Source organism: Roseateles violae (genome assembly GCF_030410485.1).
Taxonomy (GTDB): Bacteria; Pseudomonadota; Gammaproteobacteria; order Burkholderiales; family Burkholderiaceae_C; genus Roseateles_D; species Roseateles_D violae.
Window position 1 is genome coordinate 33,777 of sequence record NZ_JAUHHC010000003.1, and the last position, 22,553, is coordinate 56,329.

Sequence of the window (22,553 nt, forward strand, 5' to 3'; positions counted from 1 at the left end):
CATGCAGAGCCCTCCGACGCCGGCCGCCGCCGCGGTCACGCTACGCCCGCCCGCCCCCGGCGACATCGGCTGGATCGTCGCCCGCCATGGCCAGCTCTATGCCGCCGAGTTCGGCTGGGATCTCGGCTTCGAGGCCCTGGTCGCGACGATCGCCGGCCGCCTCGCCCAGCGGCTGGACCCCGCGCGCGAAGCCTGCTGGATCGCCGAGCGCGGGGGCGAGCGCCTCGGCTGCGTCTGCCTGGTCCAGGCTCGCGACGAGGGCAGCGACGCGCCCGAGGCCGGCGTCGCCCAGCTGCGCCTGCTGCTGGTCGAACCCTCGGCCCGCGGCCTGGGTCTCGGCCGGCGGCTGGTCCGGCATTGCAGCGATTTCGCCCGCCGGGCCGACTACCGCCGCATCCGGCTGTGGACGAACAGCCTGCTGCTGGCCGCCCGCGGCATCTACGCGGCCGAGGGCTATATCCTCGTCGGCAGCGAATCGCACCACAGCTTCGGCCAGGACCTGGTCGGCGAAATCTGGGAGCTGGATCTGCAATGACGATGACGAGCAGTGCCGCCTGCCCCTGCGGCAGCGGCCGGATCTACGAAGCCTGCTGCGGCCGCTGGCACCAGGACTTTGCCGCCGGTCTGGGCCTGCGCGCCCCGGATGCCGAGGCGCTGATGCGCTCGCGTTACAGCGCCTACGTGCTGGACAAGCTGGACTACCTGCTGGCCAGCTGGCATCCGAGCACACGGCCGGCAAGCCTGGCGCCCAATGAGCCGGGCCTGCGTTGGCTGGGGCTGGAGGTGAAAAGGCATTGTCAGCAGGACGCCGACCATGCGACGGTGGAGTTTGTCGCCCGCGGCAAGATGGGCGGGCGCGCCCATCGCCTGCACGAGATCAGCCGCTTCGTGCGCGAGGACGGCGCCTGGCTCTATGTCGACGGCGACGTCGACTGAGCGCTGATCAGGCGAATTCCTGCCGCACGTCCAGCGAGCTGAGTTGGCGCAGCGGCCAGATCAGCGCGGCGCTGATCGCCAGGCTCAGGATCGCCAGGCCCAGGCTCGAGTCGGTCAGCCAGGGCAAGGCCGGCAGCGCCAGCATCAAGAGGCCCAGCAGCGCCACCGACAGACGGCGGCCCCACTCGTAGCGGCGCAGCAGGCCCTGGCCGCTGGTCAGCGCCAGCAGCGAGGCAATCGCCAGCTCGGCCAGGGTCAGCAGGCTCAGCGCGTCGTGGCCGGCCGCGGCGAAGCTGGCCAGATAGCCCAGGAAGGCGAGCCCGGCGAGGCCGAACGCCATCAGCAGCCAGGCGATCGCGCTGACCCAGGGCGAGCGGTGTCCGACGTGGAGAATCTGCGGCATGTTCAACTCCCGAAAAAAGCAAGGACTGCTGGTTTGCCTGCACATCATGCGCGCGGCCTGTGACAGGATTTTTTCGGTCGGCGGCGCCGCTGTCATTCCCCCCTGAGGAGGGGAAGCCCCGTATTCATCGGCATTCGGTAAGAGTTCACAAGCCTCATGTTGCCCATCGTCTACATCGACGACCACCTGGTCGCCATCGCCAAGCCGGCCGGCCTGCTGGTCCATCGGACAGCGCTCGACGCGCAGGAAGAAGTCTTCGCGCTGCAGCTGCTGCGCGACCAGCTGGGCCGCCCGGTCTGGCCCGTGCACCGGCTCGACAAGGGCACCTCGGGCCTGCTGCTGTTCGCGCTCAGCGCCGAGATCGCCGCCCGGGTCGGGCCGCTGTTCGAGCAGGGCCTGGCGAAGAAGCGCTATCTGGCTCTGGTGCGCGGCTGGCCCGCGGCCGAGTCGGGATCCATCGAGCATCCGCTGGCGCGCGACCCCGAGAAGCCCTCGGCCGGCCAGACCCTGCTGGACGCGCGCACCGACTGGCGGCTGCTGCAGCGCCTGGAATGGCCGCTGCAGACCGATACGCGCTTCGCGAGCAGCCGCTTCGCCCTGGTCGAGGCGAGCCCCTTCAGCGGCCGGCGGCATCAGATCCGGCGGCACTTGAAGCACATCGCCCACCCGATCATCGGCGACGCCACTCATGGCAAGGGCCCGCTGAATCGCGCGGTCGCCGCCTATCTGGGCCTGCAGCGCCTGTGGCTGCATGGGCTGGAGCTGCAGATTGCGCATCCGGCCGACGGCCGGCCGCTTGTGCTGAAGGCGCCGCCGGGGCCGGAGTGGCAGCTCCTGCGCGCTCAGGCTGCGGGCTGACGATCGCGTGCCAGCAGAGCGTGCATCTCCAGGTCCTCGTGCCGGCCACCCCAGAAGGCCACCTCGCGCAAGAGTCCCTCACGCCGGAAGCCCAGGCCCTCGGCCAGGCGCAGCGAAGCTTGGTTCTTCGGATGAATCATCGCCTCGACCCGGTTCAGGCCCATGCCGTCGGCCGAGAAGCCCCAGGCCAACACGGTGAGCAGCGCCTCCGTCATCAGGCCCTGGCCCTGGGCCGCACGCGCCAGCTCATAGCCCAAGGTGCAGCGGCGCCAGGCGCGGTTCCAGGCGAAGAGGCCGCAGCTGCCGACCAAGGCACCGTCGGCGATCCGCTCCAGGCCCCAGCGCGTGCCGGGGTTGGGCAGGCAACGCCAGCCGGCGAAGGTCTCGACCAGTTTCTCGGCTTCCGCCACGCTTTGCAGCGGATCGCTCCCGAACCAGCGCATCGCCTCGGCATCGCCATGGATGGCGAACAGAGCCGGCGCGTCGGCCGGAGTCAGCTCGCGCAGCCGCAGCCGCGCACTCGTCAACAGGGGAAAGGACGCCTCGGCGCTACTCATGCCCCGAAGCGTAGCGCGTAGATCGGCGGCAGGTTCAGCGCGACGGCCTGCCAGCTGTCGCCGGCATCGTCGCTGGCCCAGAGGTTGCCGGTCGTGCTGCCCATCAGCAGGCGCTCGCCGCTGGCGTCAACGTCGAGACCGTGGCGGTAGATCAGGTCATAGCAATGCTGTTGCGGCAGGCCCCGACGCAGCGCTTCGAAGCTCCTGCCGCCGTCGCGGGTGCGGGTCACGCACAGGGCGGCGTCAACCGGCAGGCGGCGCTCGTCCTTGATCGCCGGCGCGAACCAGGCGGTGTTCGGGTCGCGCGGATGGGCGGCAACGGCGAAGCCGAAGCTGGAGGGCTCAGCATGCAGCCGCTGCCAGCTGGCGCCGTTGTCGGCCGAGCGCCAGATGCCGCAGTGATGCTGGGTCCACAGCACCTCGGGTGCGCCGGCGCAGCGGGCGATGCGGTGCACGTCCTGCACGATCGGGTCCTGCTGGCGCTCGGGCGGCATGTAGTCGGCATTCATGCCGCTGGCGCGGATCTGCCAGCTGGCGCCGCCGTCCGTGCTGCGCCAGGCGCCGCCGGTGGAGACGCCCAGAAGCGTCTCCTCGGGCTTGCTCGGATGCGGGCAGATCGAGTGGATGCCCGGCGCGTCGTACCCGCCGCCCATCCATTCCATCCGCTCGGGCAGGTTCCACAGCGAGTCGACCAGCTGCCAGCTGGCGCCACCGTCGCCGCTCTTGAACAGGCCGCCAGGGATGGTGCCGGCCCAGACGGTGCCGGCACCGTCACGCTCCATGGACCAGACCTGCTGCAGCTTCCAGGCCGGCCCCTGATCGCTGCCATCGCCCTCGGGCTGCGGGGGAAAGGTCGGCACGGCCACCTCGGTCCAGCTCTTGCCACCGTCGTCGGACGCATGCATCTTGCTGCCGAAGTGCCCCAGGTTCAGCGCCGCCAGCATGCGCTGCCCCGGCGGCGCTGGCAGCACCATGGTCACCGGCTCGGCGATGAAGCTCAGGTTCGCGATCTGCCAGCCGGCGCCGTCGTGGCGCAGCTCGAACAGGCCCTTGCGGGTGGCGACCCAGGCGCTCTTGCTGGGATTGGTCATCGGTCTAGCCTCCGGACAATGCTTGCAGCACATGGACGACGCTGTCGGGTCCCAGCGGCTCGTTCAGGAGCCGGAACTCGCGCAGCCGCCGTCCGTCGACAAAGATCACCACGTTGGCGCGCAGATGGCCCTGGTCGTCGAGCACATAGCCGCGCAGCCGCGGGTTGACGGCGAACGCGGCCTCCAGGCCCTCGCGCACCGTCTGGCACGACGTTTGGACCTCGGGAGTTTCGACAAAGCGGCGCAATTGGGGGGTGAAGACGATGCGGGCCATGGACGGATTCTTGCCGCCTGGGCGCTGGCTGAACAGTGCCTAAAGCCCTGGGCCAGCGCCGATCGGCGCGCCGGCCGAGAATGCCGCTTCCGTCACACCAAGAAGAAGTTCGAGATGAATCCAGGCATTGCCTATGCCGCGCTGGCCTATCTGCTGTGGGGCCTGTTCCCGCTCTACTTCAAGCAGCTGACCGAGGTGCCGGCGCTGGAGGTGATCGCGCACCGCACACTGTGGTCGCTGGCCTTCGTGGCGCTCTTGATGACGGTGCTGCGGCGCTGGGCCTGGGCGCCGGCGGTGCTGCGCAAGCCGCGGCTGCTGGGCCTGTTCGGGCTGTCGGCCAGCCTGCTGGTCGTCAACTCGCTGGCCTATGTCTGGGCGGTCCAGCAGGGCCATGTGCTGGAGGCCAGCCTGGGCTACTTCATCAATCCGCTGGTCAATGTGGCGCTGGGCTTCGTCTTCCTGCGCGAGCGGCCGCGCCCGCTGCAATGGGCGGCCGTCGGCCTGGCGACGGCCGGCGTGCTGTGGATGACGGTGCAGACCGGCCGCGCACCATGGATCGCGCTGGTGATCGCGCTGAGCTTCGGTTTCTACGGTCTGGTGCGCAAGACGGCACCGCTGGGCGCGATGGAGGGGCTGACCCTGGAGACCCTGCTGGTCGCGCCGGTCGCGGCCGGCGCGCTGGCGCTGTGGACCGCGCAGGGCCATAGCGCCTTTGTCGCCGGCACCTCGGCGCAGCTCGGCTGGCTCTTGCTGGCCGGGCCGGTGACGGCGATCCCGCTCTTGCTGTTCGCCGCCGGCGCCCGACGCCTGCCGCTGACGACCCTGGGCTTGATCCAGTACATCTCGCCCTCGATGCAGTTCCTGCTGGGCGTCTTCCTGTTCCGCGAGCCCTTGGAGCCGGCGCGGCTCACTGCCTTCGCCTGCATCTGGGCGGCGCTGGCGATCTACAGCCTGGAGGGCTTGTGGCGCGGGCGGCGGGCGGCGGCGCTCAGCGCGGTGTAATCCTGCGGAGCCCGGCGGCGGCGCTCACTCGTCGATGAATTTCCAGCTGTCGGCGCCGTCGAATCTGCGCACCCGAACCGAGGCGATCAGTGCGGGATCGAAGTTGCCCAGATTGACCCCATGCTTGCAGCCGGGCGTGGGTTGCAGCGGCTCCCAGTGAGTGACGCAGCCGCAGGTCTTGCAACGGATGGTCCGCAGCGTCCTGTCGCCCCAGATGTAGTCGATCGTGGACTCGGGATGGCCTTCGATGGCGACGCTGCCGAACTCGAAGTAGACCCAGGGCCCGCCGCCGCGGCGGCACAGCGAGCAGTTGCAATCGGTGGCTACCGTCGGCGTCGACGGCAGCCGCAGGCGGACCGCGCCGCAGTGACAGGAACCTTCATGCATCGGAATCTCCTCGAGTGGCAAGCCAGTGCCTGCCGATTCTCACGCAGCAGGTCTACAAATGCGAAAGGCCGGCAAAGCCGGCCCTGGTCCCGCAGCGCCGCCTGTTCAGCGCTTCAGGCGGCGGCGCGCGGCCATGCCGATGACGCCGGCACCGGCCAGCAACAGGGCCGAGGTTCCCGGCTCCGGCACTGCCGAGACCTGCAGCAACTGCCCGCGCACTTCGCCGCCCGGATAGCTGGCGGTGTGGACGTTGACATAGGCCAGCCCGTTCTGCAGCACGGCAAGGAATGACATCGCCGGATAGCCGGCATTCGACGAGCTCGAAGGCGTCGCCGGAATCGCGGGCGCCGGCAGATTGGCAGCGCCGACCAGGACGTTGTTGCCCGACACGGTCACGAGGTAACCCGGCGTGCTGGCGAAGTTGATGCGTACCGGCCCCGTCTCGGTGGACGACGCCGCGGCATGGATGTGATAGCCAGTAGCGGGGCCGGACAGCCCGAACACCGCCTCGGAGAAGCTGTAGGTGTCGTCGAGCAGCGAAGCCGTGCCGTGATCGTCGTACTGCAGGCTGGCAATGCCCGTCGCAGTACTGGCCGTCGACGGAACTTCGCTGGGCCCGTTCAGGGTGGCGTTGAACTGGTAGACAAGGGCGTGGGCGGCGAACGGCGAACCGAGCAATGCGCACAGCGCCAATAGCAAGGGCAGCGATTTCTTCATGCGCGACTCCTGATGTCTTCGAATGAACAAGGGCCGACGACGAGCATAAGCCGCCCGGCGCCGCCGCGGTGCCGAAATCTGCCGTCCCCCCCAAGTCTGAAGGACGCGGCGCCCTTCAGCGCCGCGATTCGGCGCTGCAAGGCGCAGCCAGCTGCCCGGATCAGCTGCGCATCAGATGATCGAAGGCGCCCAGCGCGGCCTTGGCCCCTTCGCCGGCGGCGATGATGATCTGCTTGAAGGGCACGGTGGTCGCGTCGCCGGCGGCGAACACGCCGGGCACCGAGGTCTGGCCCTTGGCGTCGACGATGATCTCGCCATGCTTGCTCAGCTCGACCACGCCCTTCAGCCATTCGGTATTGGGCACCAGGCCGATCTGCACGAACACGCCTTCGAGCTCGATGTGCTTGGCCTCGCCGCTGGCCCGGTCGGTATAGCTCAGGCCGTTCAGCTTGCCGCTGGCACCGGTGAACTGGGTCGTCTGCGCCTGCTTGAGGATGGTCACATTGGCCAGGCTCTCCAGCTTTTTGACCAGCACGGCGTCGGCGCGCAGCTGATCGCCGTACTCCAGCAGGGTCACATGGGCGACGATGCCGGCCAGGTCGATGGCCGCCTCGACGCCGGAATTGCCGCCGCCGATCACCGCCACCCGCTTGCCCTTGAACAGCGGGCCATCGCAGTGCGGGCAGTAGGCGACGCCCTTGTTCTTGTACTCCTGCTCGCCCGGCACATTGACATTGCGCCAGCGCGCGCCGGTCGTCAGGATCACGGTCTTGCTCTTCAGCGAGCCGCCGTTGGCCAGCTGCACCTCGACCAGGCCGCCCGGCTCGGCGGCCGGGATCAGCTTGTCGCCGCGCTGCAGATTCATCACATCGACGCCATAGGCCTTCACATGGGCCTCCAGGCTGGTCGCGAACTTGGGACCGTCGGTCTCCAGCACCGAGATGTAGTTCTCGATCGCCAGGGTGTCGTTGACCTGGCCGCCGAAGCGCTCGGCGGCGATGCCGGTGCGGATGCCCTTGCGCGCCGCATAGACGGCCGCGGCCGCGCCGGCGGGGCCGCCGCCGACGACCAGTACGTCGAAGGCCTGCTTGGCCGAGAGCTTGGCGGCGTCCTTGTCGGCCGCGCCGCTGTCGAGCTTGGCGACGATCTCCTCGACCGTCATCCGGCCCGAGCCGAACGGTGCACCGTTCAGCCAGATGCTGGGCACGGCCATGATCTCGCGGGCATTGACCTCGTCCTGGAACAGGCCGCCGTCGATGACGACGGTCTTGACCTTGGCGTTGAGCACCGACATCAGCGACAGCGCCTGCACGACGTCCGGGCAGTTGTGGCAGGACAGGCTCATATAGACCTCGAAGGCGTAGTCGCCGTCCAGGGCCTTGATCTGCTCGATCACCTCGGGCTCGACCTTGGGCGGGTGACCGCCGGTCCACAGCAGGGCCAGCACCAGCGAGGTGAACTCGTGGCCCAAGGGAATCGCGGCAAAGCGCAGGCTCTGATCCGTGCCCAGGCGCTTCAGGCTGAACGAGGGCTTGCGGGCGTCCTGGCCGCCGGTCTTCAGGCTGATCTTGTCGGACATCGCGGCGATGTCCTGCAGCAGGCCCAGCAACTCCCGCGAGGAGGCCGAGTCGTCCAGCGAGGCTTCGACCTCGAAGGGCTGGGTGACGCGCTCGAGATAGGCCTTGAGCTGGGATTTGAGGGTGTCGTCCAACATGGTGCTGCTCCTTGTTCGTTCAGGCGTGGCGGTGCCAGCCTCTCCGGGAACGCCCCGTCGGACGAGGCGCTCTCAGAGACGCTTGCGCGGCTCTCTGCGGGAAGCTGCAAGCCCTCCCGGGCTCGCAGCATTCGTCTTCATCGATGAACTCAGATCTTGCCGACCAGGTCCAGCGAAGGGGCGATGGTATTGGCGCCTTCGTTCCACTTGGCCGGGCAGACCTGGCCCGGGTTGGCGGCGGTGTACTGGGCAGCCTTCAGCTTGCGCAGCGTTTCCTTGACGTCGCGGGCGATCTCGTTCGAGTGGATCTCGGCCGTCTTGATGATGCCGTCCGGATTGATCACGAAGGTACCGCGCAGGGCCAGACCTTCCTCGGGAATGTGCACGCCGAAGGCATTGGTCAGCTTGTGGGTCGGGTCGCCGACCAGCGGGAACTTGGCCTTGCCGACGGCCGGCGAGGTCTCGTGCCAGACCTTGTGCGAGAAATGCGTGTCGGTCGTGACGATATAGACCTCGGCGCCGGCCTTCTGGAACTCGGCGTAGTGGTCGGCGGCGTCCTCGACCTCGGTCGGGCAGTTGAAGGTGAAGGCGGCCGGCATGAAGATCAGCACGGACCACTTGCCCTTCAGCGACTCTTCGGTGACGGTGATGAACTTGCCGTTGTGGAAGGCCTCGGTCTTGAAGGGCTGGACTTGGGTATTGATCAGCGACATGGTGATTACCAGTTGGTTTAAGGGATGGCATGAATGATATCGGCATGCACGCTCCCTTAGTTTTGGTTAATCAAATGACCACCATTGGCGCTGACTATTGAGCACTTCTATTGATTTCGCATTGTGCGATAGCAATAAAGCTCAGGCTTCCAAGGCCAGCAATTCCTCCACCGTCTGGCGCCGGCGGATCAGGCGCTCGGCCTCGCCGTCGACCAGCACTTCGGCGATCAGCGGCCGGCTGTTGTAGTTGCTGGACATCGAGGCGCCATAGGCACCGGTGTCGTGGATCACCAGCAGGTCGCCGACCCGGGCCTCGCCCAGTTCGCGCGGCACGACGACGCCGCCGTCCTCCTGGGTGAATACGTCGCCCGACTCGCACAGGGGGCCGGCGACGACGGAGGCGCGCGGTTCGAGCTGCCGCCCGTCGGCGGCGATCACGCTCATCGCATGGAAGCTGCCGTACATGGCCGGGCGCATCAGCTCGTTGAAGCCGGCATCGACCAGCACGAAATGATTGGCGCCGGCCTGCTTGGTTGCACGCACCTCGCTCAGCAGCACCCCGGATTCGGCGACCAGATAGCGACCCGGCTCGATCTCCAGCGCCAGCGCGTGGCCGAGGATGCTCTGCGCCTCCTGGCGCGCCATGTCCCAGAGGCCGAAGTAATGAGCGGCGTCGATCGACGGATCGCCTTCGCGGTAGGGGATGGAGAGGCCGCCGCCGGCCGAGATCGCGTGCAGATCGTGGCCGGCCGCCTTGGCCTGGCGCACCAGGTGCACCATCGCGCCGCAGACCTGGCTCAGATGCCCGTAGTCGACGCCCGAGCCGATGTGCATGTGCAGGCCGACCAGCTTGAGGCCGTGGCGGGCGATCGCATCGAGCGCAGCGCCCAGATCGCTGTGCCAGATGCCATGCTTGCTGTGCTCGCCGCCGGTATTGGTCTTGTTGCTGTGGCCATGACCGAAGCCGGGGTTGATGCGCAGCCAGACCGGATGGCCCGGACTCACGGCGCCTAGCTGGCCCAGCATGTCGATGGAGCCGGCATTGACCGGCACCCGGTGCTCGACGACGGTGGCCAGAGTCTCGCGGTCGAGCAGATCGGCGGTGAAGACGATCTCGCCGTCGGCGCCGGCCCGGTAGCCGGCCGCCAGCGCACGCAGAATCTCGCCGCGCGAAACGGCGTCGACCTGGACGCCCTGCTCGCGCATCAGCCGCAGGATATGGGTGTTCGAGCAGGCCTTCTGGGCAAAGCGGATGGTGTCGAAGGACTTCAGCGCCGCGATGCGCGCGCGGATCGTCGCCGCGTCATAGACCCAGAGCGGGCTGCCGAAGGTTTGGGCCAGCGCTTGCAGGCGGGCGGGGCTGAAGGGATTGGCCATCTGGAACTCCTGGATCTTGGACTGCGCACAGCATGCCCGCCCTCATTCATTCAATCAAATGCTTTGAGTTTGAAAGTCGATTCAATCCTGATATGGTTTGATCGATGAGCATCAGCCACCGCCATATCGAGGTTTTTCGCGCCGTCATGACCGCCGGCGCGGTGACCGGCGCCGCCGACCTCCTGCATACCTCCCAGCCGACGATCAGCCGCGAGCTGGCGCGCTTGGAGCAGTTGCTGGGCTACGCCCTGTTCGAGCGCCAGCGTGGTCGGCTGAAGGCGACCGCTCGCGCGCTGGCCCTGTTCGACGAGGTGCAGCGCTCCTTCCAGGGCCTGGAGCGCGTCATCGCCCGCGCCGGCGAGTTGGGCCGCGCGGAAGGCGAGCGTCTGTCCATCCTCAGCTTGCCGGCCCTGGCCCATGCGCTCCTGCCGGCCGCCTCCGCCGCCTTCGTCGCGCGCCATTCGGGCGCCAGCCTGAGCGTGACGCCACAGGAATCGCCGCTGCTGGAGGAATGGATGAGCGCCCAGCGCTTCGATCTGGGCCTGACCGAGGGCAGCACGGCGGCGCCGGGCACGGCGATGGAGCCGCTGCTAAGCCTGGATGAGGTCTGCGTGCTGCCGGCCGGCCATGCGCTGCTGGACAAGACGGTGCTGGAGCCGGCCGATTTCGAGGACCAGCGCTTCGTCAGCCTGGCTGCCGAAGATCCGTACCGGACCCAGCTCGATGCGCTGTTCGCCGCGGCCGGCGTGCGGCGTCGGATGACGGTGGAGACGCACAGCGCGCAGGCCGTCTGCGCGATGGTCGAGCAGGGGCTGGGCCTGGCCATCGTCAACCCGCTGACGGCGCTGGCCTGCGCCGGCGAGCGGCTGCAGTGGCGGCGCTTCTCGGTCTCGGTGCCGTTCAGGGTCAGCGTCTTGCGGCCGGAGCATCGGCCGGGACAGCCGCTGGCCGCGGAGTTCCTGGGCTGTCTGCGCGACGAGGTCGCGGCGATCGAGAGCCGGCTCGCCGCTTAGTTGCGCTCGATGCGCGCGTAGGCCGAGTGGTTGTGTATGGATTCGAAGTTCTCGACATCCACCGTATAGCGCCCGATCCGCGGCTCGGCATTCAGCCGCAGCGCCACGTCGCGCACCAGATCCTCGACGAACTTCGGGTTCTCGTAGGCCTTCTCGGTAATCCACTTCTCGTCGCTGCGCTTGAGCAGGGGCCAGATCTCGCTGGAGGCGCTTTCCTCGGCGAAGCGCACCAGTTCCAGCCAGCCGAGTTCAGCGTCCGGCAATTCGGCACGTATCGTCACCAGCGAGCGCTGGTTGTGGGCGCCGTAGTCGGAGATCTCCTTCGAGCAGGGGCACAGGCTCTTCACCGGCACGGCCACCTCGGCCCAGACCGAGGTCCGGCCGGCGCGGGTCTCCGAGATCAGCGCGCCCTGGTAGTCCAGCATCGATTCGATGCCCGAGACCGGCGCGCGCTTGCGGATGAAGAAGGAGAAGCGCACCTCGATGCGGCCCTCGACGGCCTCCAGCTTCGTCAGCATCTGGCCGTGCAGCTCGCGCAGGCTCTTCGCGTCCAGCGGCGCCTTCAGCGCATCGAGCCAGGCGACGAAGCGCGACATATGCGTGCCCTTCTTCTCGGCCGGCAGCGCGACGTCCAGGGTCCACAGACCGACCGTCGGCTGGGCCGCCTTGCCGACCTGCACCTGCAGCGGATAACGCACATCCTTGACGCCGACACGCTGGATCACGAGGTGGCGCTCGTCGCGCTCGCTCTGGGTGTCGGGGATATGCAGGGCGCTGGTGACTTGGTTCATGCGGGACGGAAATGATTCTTCTTCGGCGCGAGCATGACAGCATTGCCACGGCCTTGCCCGCGCAAGGGCTTCATCGCCTCACTGGTTGGCGGCGGGCCTCACCAGCGAGGGGCGCGCGCCGAAGCGCTTGAGAATGCTTTGCTCGATGCCGGCGGCGTCGAGCCCGCACAGCGCCATCAGCTTGGCCGGGTCGCCATGCTCGACGAATTCGTCGGGCAGGCCCAGCACCAGGACGGGCACGTTCAGGCCGGCGGCCTGCAGCGACTCGAGCACGGCCGAACCGGCGCCGCCCATCACGCAGCCCTCCTCGACCGTCACCAGCGCGTCATGGCTGCGCGCCAGCTCGGCGACCAGCTCATGATCGAGCGGCTTGACGAAGCGCATATTCGCCACCGTTGCGTCGAGCCGATCGGCCGCCTCCAGCGCCGGATAGAGCACGGTGCCGAAGGCCAGGATGGCGATGCGGGGACCGCTGCCGCGATTGCCGCCGTTCTTGCCGGCCTCGCGACGGATCTCGCCCTTGCCCCAGGGCTGGGCCGTCATCTGCTTTTCCACCGCGACGCCGGCGCCGGCGCCGCGCGGGTAGCGCACCGTCACCGGGCCCTCGTGGCGGAAGGCGGTGAACAGGGCCTGGCGGCACTCGTTCTCGTCGGCCGGCGTCAGGATCGCCATATTCGGGATGCAGCGCGTGTAGGCGATGTCGTAATTGCCGGCATGGGTCGCGCCATCGGCGCCGACCAGGCCGGCGCGGTCGAGCGCGAACACGACGGCCAAGTTCTGGATCGCCACATCGTGGACCATCTGGTCGTAGGCGCGCTGCAGAAAGGTCGAGTAGATCGCGACGACCGGCTTCAGGCCCTCGCAGGCCAGGCCGGCGGCAAAGGTGACCGAATGCTGCTCGGCAATGCCGACATCGTGATAGCGGGTCGGGAAGCGCTTGTGGAACTCGACCATGCCCGAGCCTTCGCGCATCGCCGGCGTGATGCCGACCAGGCGCTGGTCCTGCTCGGCCATGTCGCACAGCCATTCGCCGAAGATCTGGGTGAAGGTCGTCTTCGGCGGCGTCGCCGGCTTAACGAAGCCGATCGCCGGGTCGAACTTGCCCGAGGCCGCGTGGTATTTGACCGGGTCCGCCTCGGCCAGCTTGTAGCCGGCGCCCTTCTTGGTGACGATGTGCAGGAACTGCGGGCCCTTCTTGCCGCGCAGGTTCTCCAGGGTCGGGATCAGCGATTCGAGATCGTGGCCGTCGATCGGGCCGACGTAGTTGAAGCCGAACTCCTCGAAGATCGTGCCCGGCACGACCATGCCCTTGGCATGCTCCTCGAAGCGGCGCGCCACCTCGTACAGCGGCGTGTTCTTCAGCACCGACTTGGCGCTCTCGCGCGCCGTCGCGTAAAACTTGCCGCTCATCAGCCGGGCCAGGTACTTGTTCAGCGCGCCGACCGGCGGGCTGATCGACATGTCGTTGTCGTTCAGGATCACCAGCACGTCGCCGAGCAGGCCGCCATGCGAGACGCCGGCATTGTTCAGCGCCTCGAAGGCCATGCCGGCCGTCATCGAGCCGTCGCCGATGATGGCGACCGCCTTGCGGTCCTCGCCCTTGATCTTGGCGGCCATCGCCATGCCATGGGCGGCCGAGATCGAGGTCGAGGAATGGCCGGTGCCGAAAGTGTCGTACTCGCTCTCGTCGCGGCGCGGGAAGCCGCTGATGCCGCCCAGCTGGCGCAGGCTCGACATCTGCTCGCGCCGGCCGGTCAGCACCTTGTGCGGATAGGTCTGGTGGCCCACGTCCCAGACCAGGCGGTCGTGCGGCGTGTTGAACACATAGTGCAGCGCGACGGTCAGCTCGACCGTGCCGAGGTTGGAGCCCAGATGGCCGCCGGTCTTGGAGACGCTGTCCAGCACATAGGCGCGCAGCTCGCCGGCCAACTTGACCAGCTCGGTGCGCGGCAGCCGGCGCAGATCGGCCGGGCTGTTGATTTTTTCCAGCAGGGGGTAGCTCATCGCGGCCATGCCTCAGCTATTGCGCTCGACGACCATATCGGCCAGCAGACCCAGCCAGGCGGTGTCGGTCAGGCCGCTGGCGGCCAGCGCGCGGTGCGCCTGGTCGCGCAGCTGATCGGCCAGGCGGCCGGCCGCCTCCAGGCCCAGCACCGAGACGTAGGTCGGCTTGTTGGCATCCTGGTCCTTGCCGGCGGTCTTGCCGAGCACGGCCGAGTCCTGGGTCACGTCGAGGATGTCGTCGACGACCTGGAAGGCCAGGCCCAGGGCCGCGCCGTAGTCGGACAGCGCGGCCGTCGCCTTCGCATCGGCCGGCCCGCAGGCCGCGCCCATCAGCACGCTGGCCTGCAAGAGCACGCCGGTCTTGCGGCGGTGCATATCGCGCAAGGTCGCCTCGTCCAGCTGCTTGCCGACGCTGGCCAGATCGATCGCCTGGCCGCCGGCCATGCCGTCATAGCCGGCCGAGCGGGCGAGCAGTGCGCACAGCCGCGCCTGCAGCGCCGGCTCGACGCCGGTCTCCGGTGTCAGCACCTCGAAGGCCAGCGCCTGCATCGCATCGCCGGCCAGCATCGCCACCGCCTCGCCGAAGGCGACATGGGTGGTCGGCTTGCCGCGGCGCAGCACATCGTCGTCCATGCAGGGCATGTCGTCGTGCACCAGCGAATAGGCATGGATCAGCTCGACCGCACAGGCCGCGCGCATCGCCGCCTCGGTGTGGCCATGGACCGCCTCGCAGGCAGCCAGCACCAGCAGCGGGCGCAGGCGCTTGCCGCCGCCGAGCACCGCATAGCGCATCGCTTCGCCGAGGCCGGCCGGCGCACCGGCCGGCACGAAGCCGTCCAGGGCGATCTCAAAAGCAGCGAGCGAGCGCTGCCTCCATTGTTCGAACACGCCAGAATCCACGCTCAGGAGGCCTCCCATGGTTTCAACCCTTCGCCGTCCAGCACCTTGACTTGTTGTTCTACGGCCTGCAAACGGTCGCGACAGAATCCCAGCAGTTCTGCCCCGCGTCTGTAACTCTCGAGTAACTGATCCAGCGGCAGGTTTTGACCTTCCATGGCCGCGACAAGACGCTCCAGCTCTTCGAGTGCGTGCTCGTAGCTGCTTGGGGCTGCGGCATCCTTCGATGCCGTCTTGGCGGTGCTGCTGGTTCTGCTCATCGACATACGCGAAAACGACAATTGTATCCAGCCGGTCCGCGCCCGATGTTTCCTCGCCGCCACGGGAAATAGGAACAGGCGTCTTGACAAGCGGCCGGCCCGGCAACGGCGACCTGGGTACAATCCCGCCCTCATGCCCGACGCATCCGATGGTGCTGCGCCGGGTCCGCCACGAGCCCGGCCGGAACGTTCCTTGCCGGGCTTTTTGACACAAACCCGGTCTCGTGCCCATCAGCAACGGTCCGGGGGGTTGACATTGGTTTCTGGAAAGAGCCCTTGGATCATGTCCGACCTGAGCATCACTCTCTCAGCCCTCGAACGCAGCCAGACCCAGCTGCCCGTCAGTTCCTACTTCGATGAGGACCTGTTCCGTCGCGAACAGGCGCAGATCTTCCAGCGCGGCCCGCGCTATCTCGGCCATGCGCTGGCCGTGCCCGAGGTCGGCGACTACTACGCGCTGCCCCAGGAGGGCGAGGGCCGCGCGCTGGTGCGCACGCCGCAGGGCATCGAGCTGATCTCCAATGTCTGCCGGCATCGCCAGGCGCTGATGCTGCGCGGTCGCGGCCAGGTCGGCGCCTCGCGCAGCCATATCGTCTGCCCGCTGCACCGCTGGACCTATGACCTGAAGGGCGAGCTGGTCGGCGCCCCGCATTTCGAGCAGGACCCCTGCCTGAACCTGAACCGTTACAAGCTGCAGCAATGGAACGGCCTGCTGTTCGAGGACAACGGCCACGACGTCGCCGCCGAGCTGGCGCGGCTGGGCCCGCGCGCCGAGTTGAGCTTCGACGGCTATGTGCTGGATAAGGTCCAGGTGCACGAGTGCAACTACAACTGGAAGACCTTCATCGAGGTCTATCTGGAGGACTACCACGTCGGCCCCTTCCACCCGGGCCTGGGCCAGTTCGTCACCTGCGAGGACCTCAGCTGGGAATTCGGCCGCCACCATTCGGTGCAGACGGTGGGCGTGCACAAGGAGCTGGCCAAGCCCGGCTCGGCCGTGTACCGGCGCTGGCACGAGCAGCTGCTGCGCTTCCGCGACGGCGCCCCGCCCGAGCAGGGCGCGATCTGGCTGACCTATTACCCGCACATCATGGTCGAGTGGTACCCGCATGTGCTGGTCGTCTCGACCCTGTTCCCCAAGGGCCCGCAACAGACGACCAATATCGTCGAGTTCTACTACCCCGAGGAAATCGCCGCCTTCGAGCGCGACTTCGTCGAGGCGCACCAGGCCGCCTATATGGAGACCTGCGTCGAAGACGACGAGATCGCCGAGCGCATGGACCTCGGCCGCCGCGCGCTGCTGGAGCGCGGCGACAACGAGGTCGGCCCCTACCAGAGCCCGATGGAAGACGGCATGCAGCATTTCCACGAGTGGTATCGCCGCGAGGTGGCGTTGCCTTAGCCCCTCGACCGCCGGACACGGCGGTCGGTCCCCCAAGGGGACGGCGCTCGGCCCGGGGCGGTGACAATGCAGTGATGCCTGCCTCGCTGCTGATGATCGCCGCCACTTTTCTGTTCGCCACGATGGGGGTCTGCGTCAAGCTGGCTTCCGAGCTTTACGACGCCGGCGAGATCGTCATGTACCGCGGCCTGGTCGGCATGGCGATGCTGGGCACGCTGTGTCTCGTGCGCGGCCAGACGCTGCGCACCGCCGTGCCGGCGATGCATTTCTGGCGCAGCCTGTCCGGCGTGATCTCGCTGTCGCTGTGGTTCTATGCGATCGGCAAACTGCCGCTTGCGACGGCGATGACCTTGAACTACATGAGTTCGGTCTGGATGGCGCTGTTCCTGATGGGCGGCGCCGTGATCATGGGCAGCGCGCGCATCGACGGCCGCCTGGTCGCCGCCGTGCTACTGGGCTTCGCCGGCGTCGCCCTGGTCTTGCGCCCGACCATCGATCAGCAGCAGGCCTGGCATGGTCTGGCCGGCCTCCTGTCCGGCATGCTGGCCGCGCTGGCCTATCTGCAAGTGACGGCCCTGGGCCGTGCCGGCGAGCCCGAATACCGCATCGTCTTCTACTTCTCGGTCGGCGGCGTGACGGCCGGCGCGCTGAGCACGCTGGCCCTGCGCCTCAGCGAGCAGGGCAGCCCGCATGGCCATACGCTGAAGGGCATCGCCCTGCTGCTGGCCGTCGGCCTTCTGGCCACGATCGCCCAACTGCTGATGACGCGTGCCTATGGCCAGGGCAAGACCCTGGTCAATGCCTGCCTGCAGTACCTGGGCATCGTGTTCTCCTTTGTCTACGGCGTCGCGCTGTTCCGCGACCCGGTGACCGGCTGGGCCCTGGGCGGCATGGCCCTGATCATCACCGCCGGCCTGGCAGCGACGCTGCTGCGCGCCAGCACGACGCCGAAGGACAGCCAGCAACATTCGACGACCGAACCCTGATTGGATGAGCCCCCATGATGAAAACCACGCTGATCGACGCCGCCGCACTGCAGCAGCTGATCGCCACCCGCGCGCCGCTATTGCTGATCGACTGCGGCTTCGACCTCGCCGACAGCGCGGCCGGCGAGCGCGCCTATGCCGAGGGTCATCTGCCCGGCGCCCATTACCTGCACCTGGACCGCGATCTCTGCGGCCCCAAGAGCGGCCCCGACGGCGCCTTCCGCGGCCGCCACCCGCTGCCCGAGCGCGCGGCCTTCGCGGCCACGATGGCCGGGCTGGGGCTGAGCACCAACACCCAGGTCGTTGCCTACGACGCCCAGGGCGGCATGTATGCGGCGCGGCTGTGGTGGATGTTGCGCTGGCTGGGCCATGCGGCGGTCGCCGTGCTCGATGGCGGCAAGGCCGCCTGGACCGGCCCGCTGAGCCGCGAACTGCCCGCCACGCCGGCGCCCGGCGACTTCCGCCCCGGCGAGCCGCTGGTCGGCAGCATCGAGGCCGATCAGCTGCTGGCACAGCTGGGCCGGCTGCGCCTGATCGACGCGCGCGCGCCGGAGCGCTTCCGCGGCGAGGTCGAGCCGCTGGACCAGCAGGCCGGCCACATCCCGGGCGCCAGCAACCGGCTGTTCAAGAACAATCTGGACGAGCGCGGCTTCTTCAAGCCGGCGGCGCAGCTGCGCGCCGAGTTCGAGCCCCTGCTGGCACCGTTCGCCGGCTCGCAGGTCGTGCATCAATGCGGGTCCGGCGTGACCGCCTGCCACAACCTGCTGGCCATGGAGCATGCCGGCCTGGCCGGCTCGCTGCTCTACCCGGGCTCCTGGAGCGAGTGGTCCGGCGATCCGCGCCGCCCGGTTGCGAAAGGCTAGACGAATGGCGAAGATGGAGCCGCTGTAACACCGGTCCCCTGCTCACTCCACCAGGAGGTCTGCCATGTTCAAGCGCATTCTGGTTCCCACCGACGGTTCCGACATCACGGCCAAGGCGGTCAACGCCGCCATCGGCATGGCCCGCGTCCACGGCGCCCAGCTCTACACGCTGAGCGTCAAGGAGCCCTTCCCCTACAGTGCCGTGTCGGAGATGCAGCCGACGCCGCCGCAGGAGTTCTTCGATGCGCAGGAACGCATTGCCGGCGCGCGCGTCAAGGAGGTCGTCGCCACCGCCGCCGAGGCCGGCGTGCCCTGCTCGGCCCACACGGTCGAGGCCCTGCATGCCTGGGAGGCGATCATCGAGCACGCCAACAACAACCAGTGCGATCTGCTGGTGATGGCCTCGCACGGCCGCCGCGGCGTCTCGGCCCTGCTCTTGGGCAGCGAGACGCAGAAGGTGCTGACCCACTGCACGATCCCGGTCCTGATCGTGAGGTGAGCCCGGCTCGGCCGGTCCTCAGTGCCCGGCGGCCAGGCGCACCAGCGTCACCAGGCTCAGGCCCAGGCCCAACCAGGCCAGTTGCATCGCCGTCTCGCGCAGCGGCAGGCGGCGCTGCAGCTGCGGGATCAGGTCGGCCACGGCGACATAGATGAAGCTGCTGGAGGCGGCAACCAGCAGATAGGGGAACAGCCCCTCCCAGGGGCCGACGACGAAGTAGCCGAGCACGCCGCCGGCCACCGCCGCCAGGCCCGACAGCGCATTGAAGAGCAGGGCCTTGGCGCGCGAGAAGCCGGCGTTCAGGAGCACGATGTAGTCGCCGACTTCCTGCGGGATCTCGTGCGCGATGATGGCCAGCGAGGTCACCAGGCCCAGGCGCGGATCGGCCAGAAAGGCGGCGGCGATGATGATGCCGTCGCAGAAGTTGTGGATCGAGTCGCCGACCAGCACCGAGAAGCCGCCGCGGCCGGCCTGTTCCTCGTCGAAGTGGTGATGGTGGTGGTGGCCGTCGCCCTCGTGGTGATGGGTGTGGCGGTACAGCTCGGCCTTCTCGAGCAGGAAGAAGAACAGCAGGCCGCCCAGCAGGGTCATGAACAGCGCATGCGGACTGGCGCCGCCCTCGAAGGCCTCGGGCAGCACATGCAGCAGCGCCGTGCCCAGGAGCACGCCGGTCGACAGGCTCACCAGATGTTTGACCACGCGGCCCAGCAGGGCCACGGTCAGGCTGGCGGCGATCAGCACCGACAGCAGGCCGCCGATCAGGGTGGCCAGCACGATATAGAGCAGGGTCATGTCAGTCCAAAAACAAACCGCGCCGGGAGGCGGCGCGGTTCGTCCAGTCATTCTTTCTATCTATTCTTTTCCGGTCTCAGGCCACGCCCTGGGCCTTGAACCATTCGAGGCAGCGCTTCCAGCCGTCCTCGGCCGCGTCCTTGCGATAGCTGGGCCGGTAGTCGGCGTTGAAGGCATGCGGCGCGTCGGCATAGACCTGGAACTGGCTGCGCCGCGCGGCCGGCGAACCTTCCGCCAGCGCGGCCTTCATCTTATCAACCGTGTCAAGCGGGATGCCGGTGTCCTGGCCGCCGTACAGGCCCAGCACCGGCGCCTTCAGCTCGCCGACCAGCTCGATCGGGTGCCGCGGCTGCAGCGGATTGGTCGGCCCCAGCAGGCGGCCGTACCAGGCGACGCCGGCCTTCACGCCCGGGTTGTGCGCCGCATAAAGCCAGGTGATGCGTCCGCCCCAGCAGAAGCCGGTGACGGCCAGCTTGGAGGTGTCGGCGCCCTGCGTCTTGGCCCAGGCGACGCAGGCATCCAGATCGCCCATCACCTGCGCGTCGGGCACCTTGGCGATCACCTCGGACATCAGCTTGGCGATCTCGCCATAGCTGCCGGCATCGCCCTGGCGCACGAAGAGCTCCGGCGCGATCGCCAGATAGCCCTGCTTGGCAAAGCGCCGCGCGACGTCGGCGATGTGCTCGTGCACGCCGAAGATCTCGCTGACGACCAGCACGACCGGCGCGTTCTTCTTGCCGGCCGGGACGGCGCGGTAGGCCGGCAGCTTGAAGTCGCCGACCGGAATCATCACCTCGCCGGCCTCCAGGCCCGCCGCATCGGTCTTGATCGTCTGCGCGGTCACCGGCAGCACCGCGGCGGCGAAGCCGCTGCCGACGGCCGTCTGCACGAAATCGCGGCGGTTGAAGTCGCGGCTGGGGGTCAGGCTGTCGAGGTCTTGCTTCAGCATGCGGGGCGCTCCTTGGGCTCTTGATCGGTGCGCGCGATTCTAGGCACAGCCGCGGAAGGCTGCAGATTTGCCCCGACAATCGCGGCCATGACCCTGCACCCCGCCACCGCACTCGCCGCCATCGACATAGGCTCCAACAGCTTCCGGCTCGAGATCGCCGAGCTGCCGCGCGGCCGCTACCGCCGGCTCGAATACCTGAAGGAGACGGTGCGCCTGGGGGCCGGCCTCGACGAGGACGGCCGGCTGACCGAGGCGGCGATGCAGCGCGGCCTGGACTGCCTGCAGCGCTTTGCCGAGCGGCTCAAGGGCTTCGCGCCGGAGCGGGTGCGCGCGGTCGCCACGCAGACCCTGCGCGAGGCGAAGAACCGCGACGAGTTCCTGGCCCGCGCCGAGCGGGCGCTGGGCTTCGCGATCGAGGTGATCTCGGGCCGCGAGGAGGCGCGGCTGATCTATGCCGGCGTCGCCCACCTGCAGGCCTCGGACGAGCCGCGGCTGGTGATCGACATCGGCGGCCGCTCGACCGAGATGATCCTGGGCCGCGGCCGCCAGCCCAGCAGCGCCGAATCGTTCCAGGTCGGCAGCGTCAGCCTGTCGCTGCGCTTCTTCCCCGACGGCCGCTTCAGCGCCGAAGCCTTCCGCGCCGCCCAGGTCGCAGCCGGCGCCGAGCTCGAGGAAGCGCTGAGCCTGTTCAAGCCCTCGATGTGGCGGCAGGCGCTGGGCAGCTCGGGCACCGTCGGCGCGGTCGCGCAGATCCTGGCCGCCAACGGCATCAGCGACGGCCGCATCACCGCCGAGGGCCTGCGCTGGTGCATCGCCCAATGTCTGATCGCCGGCGCGGTCGACCGGCTCGCGCTGCCGGGGCTGAAGGACGACCGCCGCGCGGTCGTCGGCGGCGGCCTGTGCATCCTCTACACCTTGCTGACCCAGTTCGGCATCGAGGAGCTGCAGCCGGCCAAGGGTGCGCTGCGCCAGGGCGTGATCCTCGACCTGGCCGAGCGGCTGGAGCCGGCCGGCCGGCGCGGCGCCGATATGCGCGCCGCCTCGGTCGCCGTCCTGCAGCAGCGCTTCGGCGTCGATCTGGAGCAGGCGGCGCGCGTGCAGGGCCTGGCGCTGAAGCTGCACCGCCAGCTGGAGCCGGCCGCGCCGGCCGAGCTGCGCCGCGAGCTCGGCTGGGCCGCCGCCCTGCACGAGATCGGCATGATGGTCTCGCACCACGACCACCACCGCCACAGCGCCTATCTGCTGGCCCATGTCGACGCGGCCGGCTTCTCGCAGAACCAGCTGCGCCGCCTCGGCCATCTGGCCCTGGGCCAGCGCGGCGGCCTGCGCAAGCTGGAGGCGCAGTTGGCCGACGAGACCCTCTTGTGGCAGGTGCTGGCCCTGCGCCTGGCGGCGATCGCCTGCCATGCGCGCGGCAGCGTCGGGCCGCGCCCGCTGCGCCTGCAGCGCCAGGGCCGCAAGCTGGATCTGGCGCTGCCGCTGCGCTGGGCGCGCGAGCAGCCGCGCCTGCTCTATCTGCTGCAGGAAGAGGCGCAGGCCTGGCAGCGCAGCGGGGCGCTGGAGCTGAACCTGGCCTGAAGCTCCGGTAATCGGCTAGAGGCAATCCGGCGCCTGCACCGCCTGCAGGATCACTTCCATTTCCTCACTCTCGCGCTGGCGCGAGCGCAGCCACCAGACGGCGCCCTTCTTGATCGCCCAGGGCTGCTCGGCGCCGCATAGCAGCTGGGCGGCCAAGAGGCCCAGCGTCGGCTGGTGGCCGACGATCAGCACCGGCTCGGCCGAGCGCGGCCAGCGCGCCGCCGTCAGCAGCGCCTGCGGCTGGGCCTCGGGCGCCAGCGCCGGCACGATGCGGAGTTCGCGGCCCAACGCCGCGGCGGTCTGGCGGCAGCGCTCGGCCGGGCTGACCAGCACCCGCGTCGTCGCGGCCAGGCGGTGGTTCAGCCATTGCGCCATCTTGTGGGCCTGGCGCTCGCCCTTCGTCGTCAAGGCGCGCTGCAGATCGTCGAGGCCCTCGCGCTGCAGCTCGGCCTCGGCATGGCGCCACAAGATCAGGTCCATGTCCGCAGCC

Annotated in this window: 26 protein-coding genes; 10 read left to right on the plus strand and 16 right to left on the minus strand. The window is 68.8% G+C overall.

Features of this window, described 5'->3' with window-relative positions:
- Position 1 precedes the first annotated feature (1 nt).
- The gene (locus QWJ38_RS10450) at positions 2–535 is read left to right on the plus strand and encodes a GNAT family N-acetyltransferase (protein ID WP_290359024.1); all 534 of its coding nucleotides are present in this window, start codon (positions 2–4) and stop codon (positions 533–535) included.
- Positions 532–936: a YchJ family protein gene (locus tag QWJ38_RS10455; protein ID WP_290359025.1), complete on the plus strand. Its 405-nt coding sequence runs from the start codon at positions 532–534 to the stop codon at positions 934–936. The genes QWJ38_RS10450 and QWJ38_RS10455 overlap by 4 nt, the downstream gene beginning before the upstream one ends.
- Positions 937–943: 7 nt before the next feature.
- Here QWJ38_RS10455 and QWJ38_RS10460 read toward each other — a convergent pair whose 3' ends face one another.
- Complete coding sequence (locus QWJ38_RS10460; protein WP_290359026.1) at positions 944–1,339, minus strand: hypothetical protein; 396 nt, start codon at positions 1,337–1,339, stop codon at positions 944–946.
- Between the two features lie 156 nt (positions 1,340–1,495).
- On the opposite strand from QWJ38_RS10460, the gene QWJ38_RS10465 reads away from it, so the two are divergent.
- Positions 1,496–2,197: a pseudouridine synthase gene (locus tag QWJ38_RS10465; RefSeq protein WP_290359027.1), complete on the plus strand. Its 702-nt coding sequence runs from the start codon at positions 1,496–1,498 to the stop codon at positions 2,195–2,197.
- On the opposite strand, the gene QWJ38_RS10470 is transcribed toward QWJ38_RS10465, so the two are convergent.
- From QWJ38_RS10470 to QWJ38_RS10480, 3 genes are read right to left on the minus strand one after another with little or no spacing between them, the layout of a single operon-like run.
- Entirely contained in the window at positions 2,182–2,754 is a 573-nt protein-coding gene (locus QWJ38_RS10470; RefSeq protein ID WP_290359028.1) for a GNAT family N-acetyltransferase, read from the minus strand. The two genes, QWJ38_RS10465 and QWJ38_RS10470, sit on opposite strands and share 16 nt — an antisense overlap.
- Complete coding sequence (locus tag QWJ38_RS10475) at positions 2,751–3,845, minus strand: WD40/YVTN/BNR-like repeat-containing protein (protein ID WP_290359029.1); 1,095 nt, start codon at positions 3,843–3,845, stop codon at positions 2,751–2,753. Before QWJ38_RS10475 ends, QWJ38_RS10470 begins: the two co-directional genes overlap by 4 nt.
- A gap of 4 nt (positions 3,846–3,849) precedes the next feature.
- Positions 3,850–4,119, minus strand: a complete 270-nt coding sequence (locus QWJ38_RS10480) for a MoaD/ThiS family protein (protein ID WP_290359030.1) — start codon at positions 4,117–4,119, stop codon at positions 3,850–3,852.
- A 114-nt stretch (positions 4,120–4,233) separates the two neighbouring features.
- Between QWJ38_RS10480 and rarD the strand changes: the two genes are divergently transcribed.
- A complete protein-coding gene (rarD, locus tag QWJ38_RS10485) occupies positions 4,234–5,121 on the plus strand; it encodes an EamA family transporter RarD (RefSeq protein WP_290359031.1) in 888 nt (295 codons plus the stop codon).
- Between the two features lie 24 nt (positions 5,122–5,145).
- On the opposite strand, the gene QWJ38_RS10490 is transcribed toward rarD, so the two are convergent.
- From QWJ38_RS10490 to lysA, 5 genes are all read right to left on the minus strand, one after another.
- Positions 5,146–5,508: a GFA family protein gene (locus QWJ38_RS10490; protein WP_290359032.1), complete on the minus strand. Its 363-nt coding sequence runs from the start codon at positions 5,506–5,508 to the stop codon at positions 5,146–5,148.
- A 105-nt stretch (positions 5,509–5,613) separates the two neighbouring features.
- Positions 5,614–6,225, minus strand: coding sequence for a CHRD domain-containing protein (locus QWJ38_RS10495; RefSeq protein WP_290359033.1), 612 nt, complete (start codon positions 6,223–6,225; stop codon positions 5,614–5,616).
- A 160-nt stretch (positions 6,226–6,385) separates the two neighbouring features.
- The gene (gene ahpF / locus QWJ38_RS10500; RefSeq protein WP_290359034.1) at positions 6,386–7,939 is read right to left on the minus strand and encodes an alkyl hydroperoxide reductase subunit F; all 1,554 of its coding nucleotides are present in this window, start codon (positions 7,937–7,939) and stop codon (positions 6,386–6,388) included.
- Positions 7,940–8,088: 149 nt separating this feature from the next.
- Positions 8,089–8,652, minus strand: coding sequence for an alkyl hydroperoxide reductase subunit C (ahpC, locus tag QWJ38_RS10505; RefSeq protein WP_290359035.1), 564 nt, complete (start codon positions 8,650–8,652; stop codon positions 8,089–8,091).
- Positions 8,653–8,793: 141 nt separating this feature from the next.
- Positions 8,794–10,029 (minus strand): diaminopimelate decarboxylase, encoded by a 1,236-nt coding sequence (gene lysA, locus QWJ38_RS10510; RefSeq protein ID WP_290359036.1) that lies wholly within the window; start codon positions 10,027–10,029, stop codon positions 8,794–8,796.
- Positions 10,030–10,133: 104 nt separating this feature from the next.
- On the opposite strand from lysA, the gene QWJ38_RS10515 reads away from it, so the two are divergent.
- A complete protein-coding gene (locus QWJ38_RS10515) occupies positions 10,134–11,042 on the plus strand; it encodes a LysR family transcriptional regulator (protein ID WP_290359037.1) in 909 nt (302 codons plus the stop codon).
- Here the strand turns inward: QWJ38_RS10515 and folE2 are convergent.
- The 4 genes from folE2 to QWJ38_RS10535 all read right to left on the minus strand — a co-directional run bounded on the left by folE2 (position 11,039) and on the right by QWJ38_RS10535 (position 14,994).
- Positions 11,039–11,833: a GTP cyclohydrolase FolE2 gene (gene folE2, locus QWJ38_RS10520; RefSeq protein ID WP_290359038.1), complete on the minus strand. Its 795-nt coding sequence runs from the start codon at positions 11,831–11,833 to the stop codon at positions 11,039–11,041. The two genes, QWJ38_RS10515 and folE2, sit on opposite strands and share 4 nt — an antisense overlap.
- Before the next feature lie 78 nt (positions 11,834–11,911).
- Positions 11,912–13,846, minus strand: a complete 1,935-nt coding sequence (gene dxs, locus QWJ38_RS10525; protein WP_290359039.1) for a 1-deoxy-D-xylulose-5-phosphate synthase — start codon at positions 13,844–13,846, stop codon at positions 11,912–11,914.
- A gap of 3 nt (positions 13,847–13,849) precedes the next feature.
- Positions 13,850–14,755, minus strand: a complete 906-nt coding sequence (locus QWJ38_RS10530; RefSeq protein WP_290359040.1) for a polyprenyl synthetase family protein — start codon at positions 14,753–14,755, stop codon at positions 13,850–13,852.
- Positions 14,740–14,994 (minus strand): exodeoxyribonuclease VII small subunit, encoded by a 255-nt coding sequence (locus QWJ38_RS10535; protein WP_290359041.1) that lies wholly within the window; start codon positions 14,992–14,994, stop codon positions 14,740–14,742. The genes QWJ38_RS10530 and QWJ38_RS10535 overlap by 16 nt, the downstream gene beginning before the upstream one ends.
- Positions 14,995–15,277: 283 nt before the next feature.
- Between QWJ38_RS10535 and QWJ38_RS10540 the strand changes: the two genes are divergently transcribed.
- From QWJ38_RS10540 to QWJ38_RS10555, 4 genes are all read left to right on the plus strand, one after another.
- A complete protein-coding gene (locus tag QWJ38_RS10540) occupies positions 15,278–16,396 on the plus strand; it encodes an aromatic ring-hydroxylating oxygenase subunit alpha (RefSeq protein WP_290359042.1) in 1,119 nt (372 codons plus the stop codon).
- A 74-nt stretch (positions 16,397–16,470) separates the two neighbouring features.
- A complete protein-coding gene (locus QWJ38_RS10545) occupies positions 16,471–17,382 on the plus strand; it encodes a DMT family transporter (RefSeq protein ID WP_290359043.1) in 912 nt (303 codons plus the stop codon).
- A gap of 17 nt (positions 17,383–17,399) precedes the next feature.
- The gene (locus QWJ38_RS10550) at positions 17,400–18,245 is read left to right on the plus strand and encodes a sulfurtransferase (protein WP_290359784.1); all 846 of its coding nucleotides are present in this window, start codon (positions 17,400–17,402) and stop codon (positions 18,243–18,245) included.
- A 64-nt stretch (positions 18,246–18,309) separates the two neighbouring features.
- Positions 18,310–18,744 (plus strand): universal stress protein, encoded by a 435-nt coding sequence (locus QWJ38_RS10555; protein WP_290359044.1) that lies wholly within the window; start codon positions 18,310–18,312, stop codon positions 18,742–18,744.
- A gap of 18 nt (positions 18,745–18,762) precedes the next feature.
- Here QWJ38_RS10555 and QWJ38_RS10560 read toward each other — a convergent pair whose 3' ends face one another.
- Together QWJ38_RS10560 and QWJ38_RS10565 are read right to left on the minus strand one after the other, a co-directional pair.
- The gene (locus QWJ38_RS10560; protein ID WP_290359045.1) at positions 18,763–19,536 is read right to left on the minus strand and encodes a ZIP family metal transporter; all 774 of its coding nucleotides are present in this window, start codon (positions 19,534–19,536) and stop codon (positions 18,763–18,765) included.
- 76 nt (positions 19,537–19,612) lie between these two features.
- A complete protein-coding gene (locus tag QWJ38_RS10565; RefSeq protein WP_290359046.1) occupies positions 19,613–20,485 on the minus strand; it encodes a dienelactone hydrolase family protein in 873 nt (290 codons plus the stop codon).
- 87 nt (positions 20,486–20,572) lie between these two features.
- Between QWJ38_RS10565 and ppx the strand changes: the two genes are divergently transcribed.
- On the plus strand, positions 20,573–22,063 hold the full coding sequence (gene ppx, locus QWJ38_RS10570) for an exopolyphosphatase (protein ID WP_290359047.1): 1,491 nt from the start codon (positions 20,573–20,575) through the stop codon (positions 22,061–22,063).
- Between the two features lie 15 nt (positions 22,064–22,078).
- Here the strand turns inward: ppx and QWJ38_RS10575 are convergent, their stop codons facing one another.
- On the minus strand, positions 22,079–22,543 hold the full coding sequence (locus QWJ38_RS10575; protein WP_290359048.1) for a SixA phosphatase family protein: 465 nt from the start codon (positions 22,541–22,543) through the stop codon (positions 22,079–22,081).
- Positions 22,544–22,553 lie beyond the last annotated feature (10 nt).

Excerpts from the sequence above, each read along its gene's own strand:
- QWJ38_RS10565 (WP_290359046.1), bottom strand. The coding sequence starts at position 20,485 with ATGCTGAAGCAAGACCTCGACAGCCTGACCCCCAGCCGCGACTTCAAC.
- QWJ38_RS10550 (WP_290359784.1), top strand. The coding sequence starts at position 17,400 with ATGAAAACCACGCTGATCGACGCCGCCGCACTGCAGCAGCTGATCGCC.
- QWJ38_RS10575 (WP_290359048.1), bottom strand. The coding sequence starts at position 22,543 with ATGGACCTGATCTTGTGGCGCCATGCCGAGGCCGAGCTGCAGCGCGAG.
- ppx (WP_290359047.1), top strand. The coding sequence starts at position 20,573 with ATGACCCTGCACCCCGCCACCGCACTCGCCGCCATCGACATAGGCTCC.
- QWJ38_RS10540 (WP_290359042.1), top strand. The coding sequence starts at position 15,278 with ATGTCCGACCTGAGCATCACTCTCTCAGCCCTCGAACGCAGCCAGACC.
- QWJ38_RS10545 (WP_290359043.1), top strand. The coding sequence starts at position 16,471 with ATGCCTGCCTCGCTGCTGATGATCGCCGCCACTTTTCTGTTCGCCACG.
- QWJ38_RS10475 (WP_290359029.1), bottom strand. The coding sequence starts at position 3,845 with ATGACCAATCCCAGCAAGAGCGCCTGGGTCGCCACCCGCAAGGGCCTG.
- QWJ38_RS10490 (WP_290359032.1), bottom strand. The coding sequence starts at position 5,508 with ATGCATGAAGGTTCCTGTCACTGCGGCGCGGTCCGCCTGCGGCTGCCG.
- dxs (WP_290359039.1), bottom strand. The coding sequence starts at position 13,846 with ATGGCCGCGATGAGCTACCCCCTGCTGGAAAAAATCAACAGCCCGGCC.
- QWJ38_RS10480 (WP_290359030.1), bottom strand. The coding sequence starts at position 4,119 with ATGGCCCGCATCGTCTTCACCCCCCAATTGCGCCGCTTTGTCGAAACT.
- QWJ38_RS10465 (WP_290359027.1), top strand. The coding sequence starts at position 1,496 with ATGTTGCCCATCGTCTACATCGACGACCACCTGGTCGCCATCGCCAAG.
- QWJ38_RS10515 (WP_290359037.1), top strand. The coding sequence starts at position 10,134 with ATGAGCATCAGCCACCGCCATATCGAGGTTTTTCGCGCCGTCATGACC.
- rarD (WP_290359031.1), top strand. The coding sequence starts at position 4,234 with ATGAATCCAGGCATTGCCTATGCCGCGCTGGCCTATCTGCTGTGGGGC.
- QWJ38_RS10470 (WP_290359028.1), bottom strand. The coding sequence starts at position 2,754 with ATGAGTAGCGCCGAGGCGTCCTTTCCCCTGTTGACGAGTGCGCGGCTG.
- QWJ38_RS10560 (WP_290359045.1), bottom strand. The coding sequence starts at position 19,536 with ATGACCCTGCTCTATATCGTGCTGGCCACCCTGATCGGCGGCCTGCTG.
- QWJ38_RS10530 (WP_290359040.1), bottom strand. The coding sequence starts at position 14,755 with ATGGGAGGCCTCCTGAGCGTGGATTCTGGCGTGTTCGAACAATGGAGG.
- QWJ38_RS10555 (WP_290359044.1), top strand. The coding sequence starts at position 18,310 with ATGTTCAAGCGCATTCTGGTTCCCACCGACGGTTCCGACATCACGGCC.
- QWJ38_RS10455 (WP_290359025.1), top strand. The coding sequence starts at position 532 with ATGACGATGACGAGCAGTGCCGCCTGCCCCTGCGGCAGCGGCCGGATC.
- lysA (WP_290359036.1), bottom strand. The coding sequence starts at position 10,029 with ATGGCCAATCCCTTCAGCCCCGCCCGCCTGCAAGCGCTGGCCCAAACC.
- ahpF (WP_290359034.1), bottom strand. The coding sequence starts at position 7,939 with ATGTTGGACGACACCCTCAAATCCCAGCTCAAGGCCTATCTCGAGCGC.
- QWJ38_RS10450 (WP_290359024.1), top strand. The coding sequence starts at position 2 with ATGCAGAGCCCTCCGACGCCGGCCGCCGCCGCGGTCACGCTACGCCCG.
- QWJ38_RS10535 (WP_290359041.1), bottom strand. The coding sequence starts at position 14,994 with ATGAGCAGAACCAGCAGCACCGCCAAGACGGCATCGAAGGATGCCGCA.
- folE2 (WP_290359038.1), bottom strand. The coding sequence starts at position 11,833 with ATGAACCAAGTCACCAGCGCCCTGCATATCCCCGACACCCAGAGCGAG.
- QWJ38_RS10495 (WP_290359033.1), bottom strand. The coding sequence starts at position 6,225 with ATGAAGAAATCGCTGCCCTTGCTATTGGCGCTGTGCGCATTGCTCGGT.
- ahpC (WP_290359035.1), bottom strand. The coding sequence starts at position 8,652 with ATGTCGCTGATCAATACCCAAGTCCAGCCCTTCAAGACCGAGGCCTTC.
- QWJ38_RS10460 (WP_290359026.1), bottom strand. The coding sequence starts at position 1,339 with ATGCCGCAGATTCTCCACGTCGGACACCGCTCGCCCTGGGTCAGCGCG.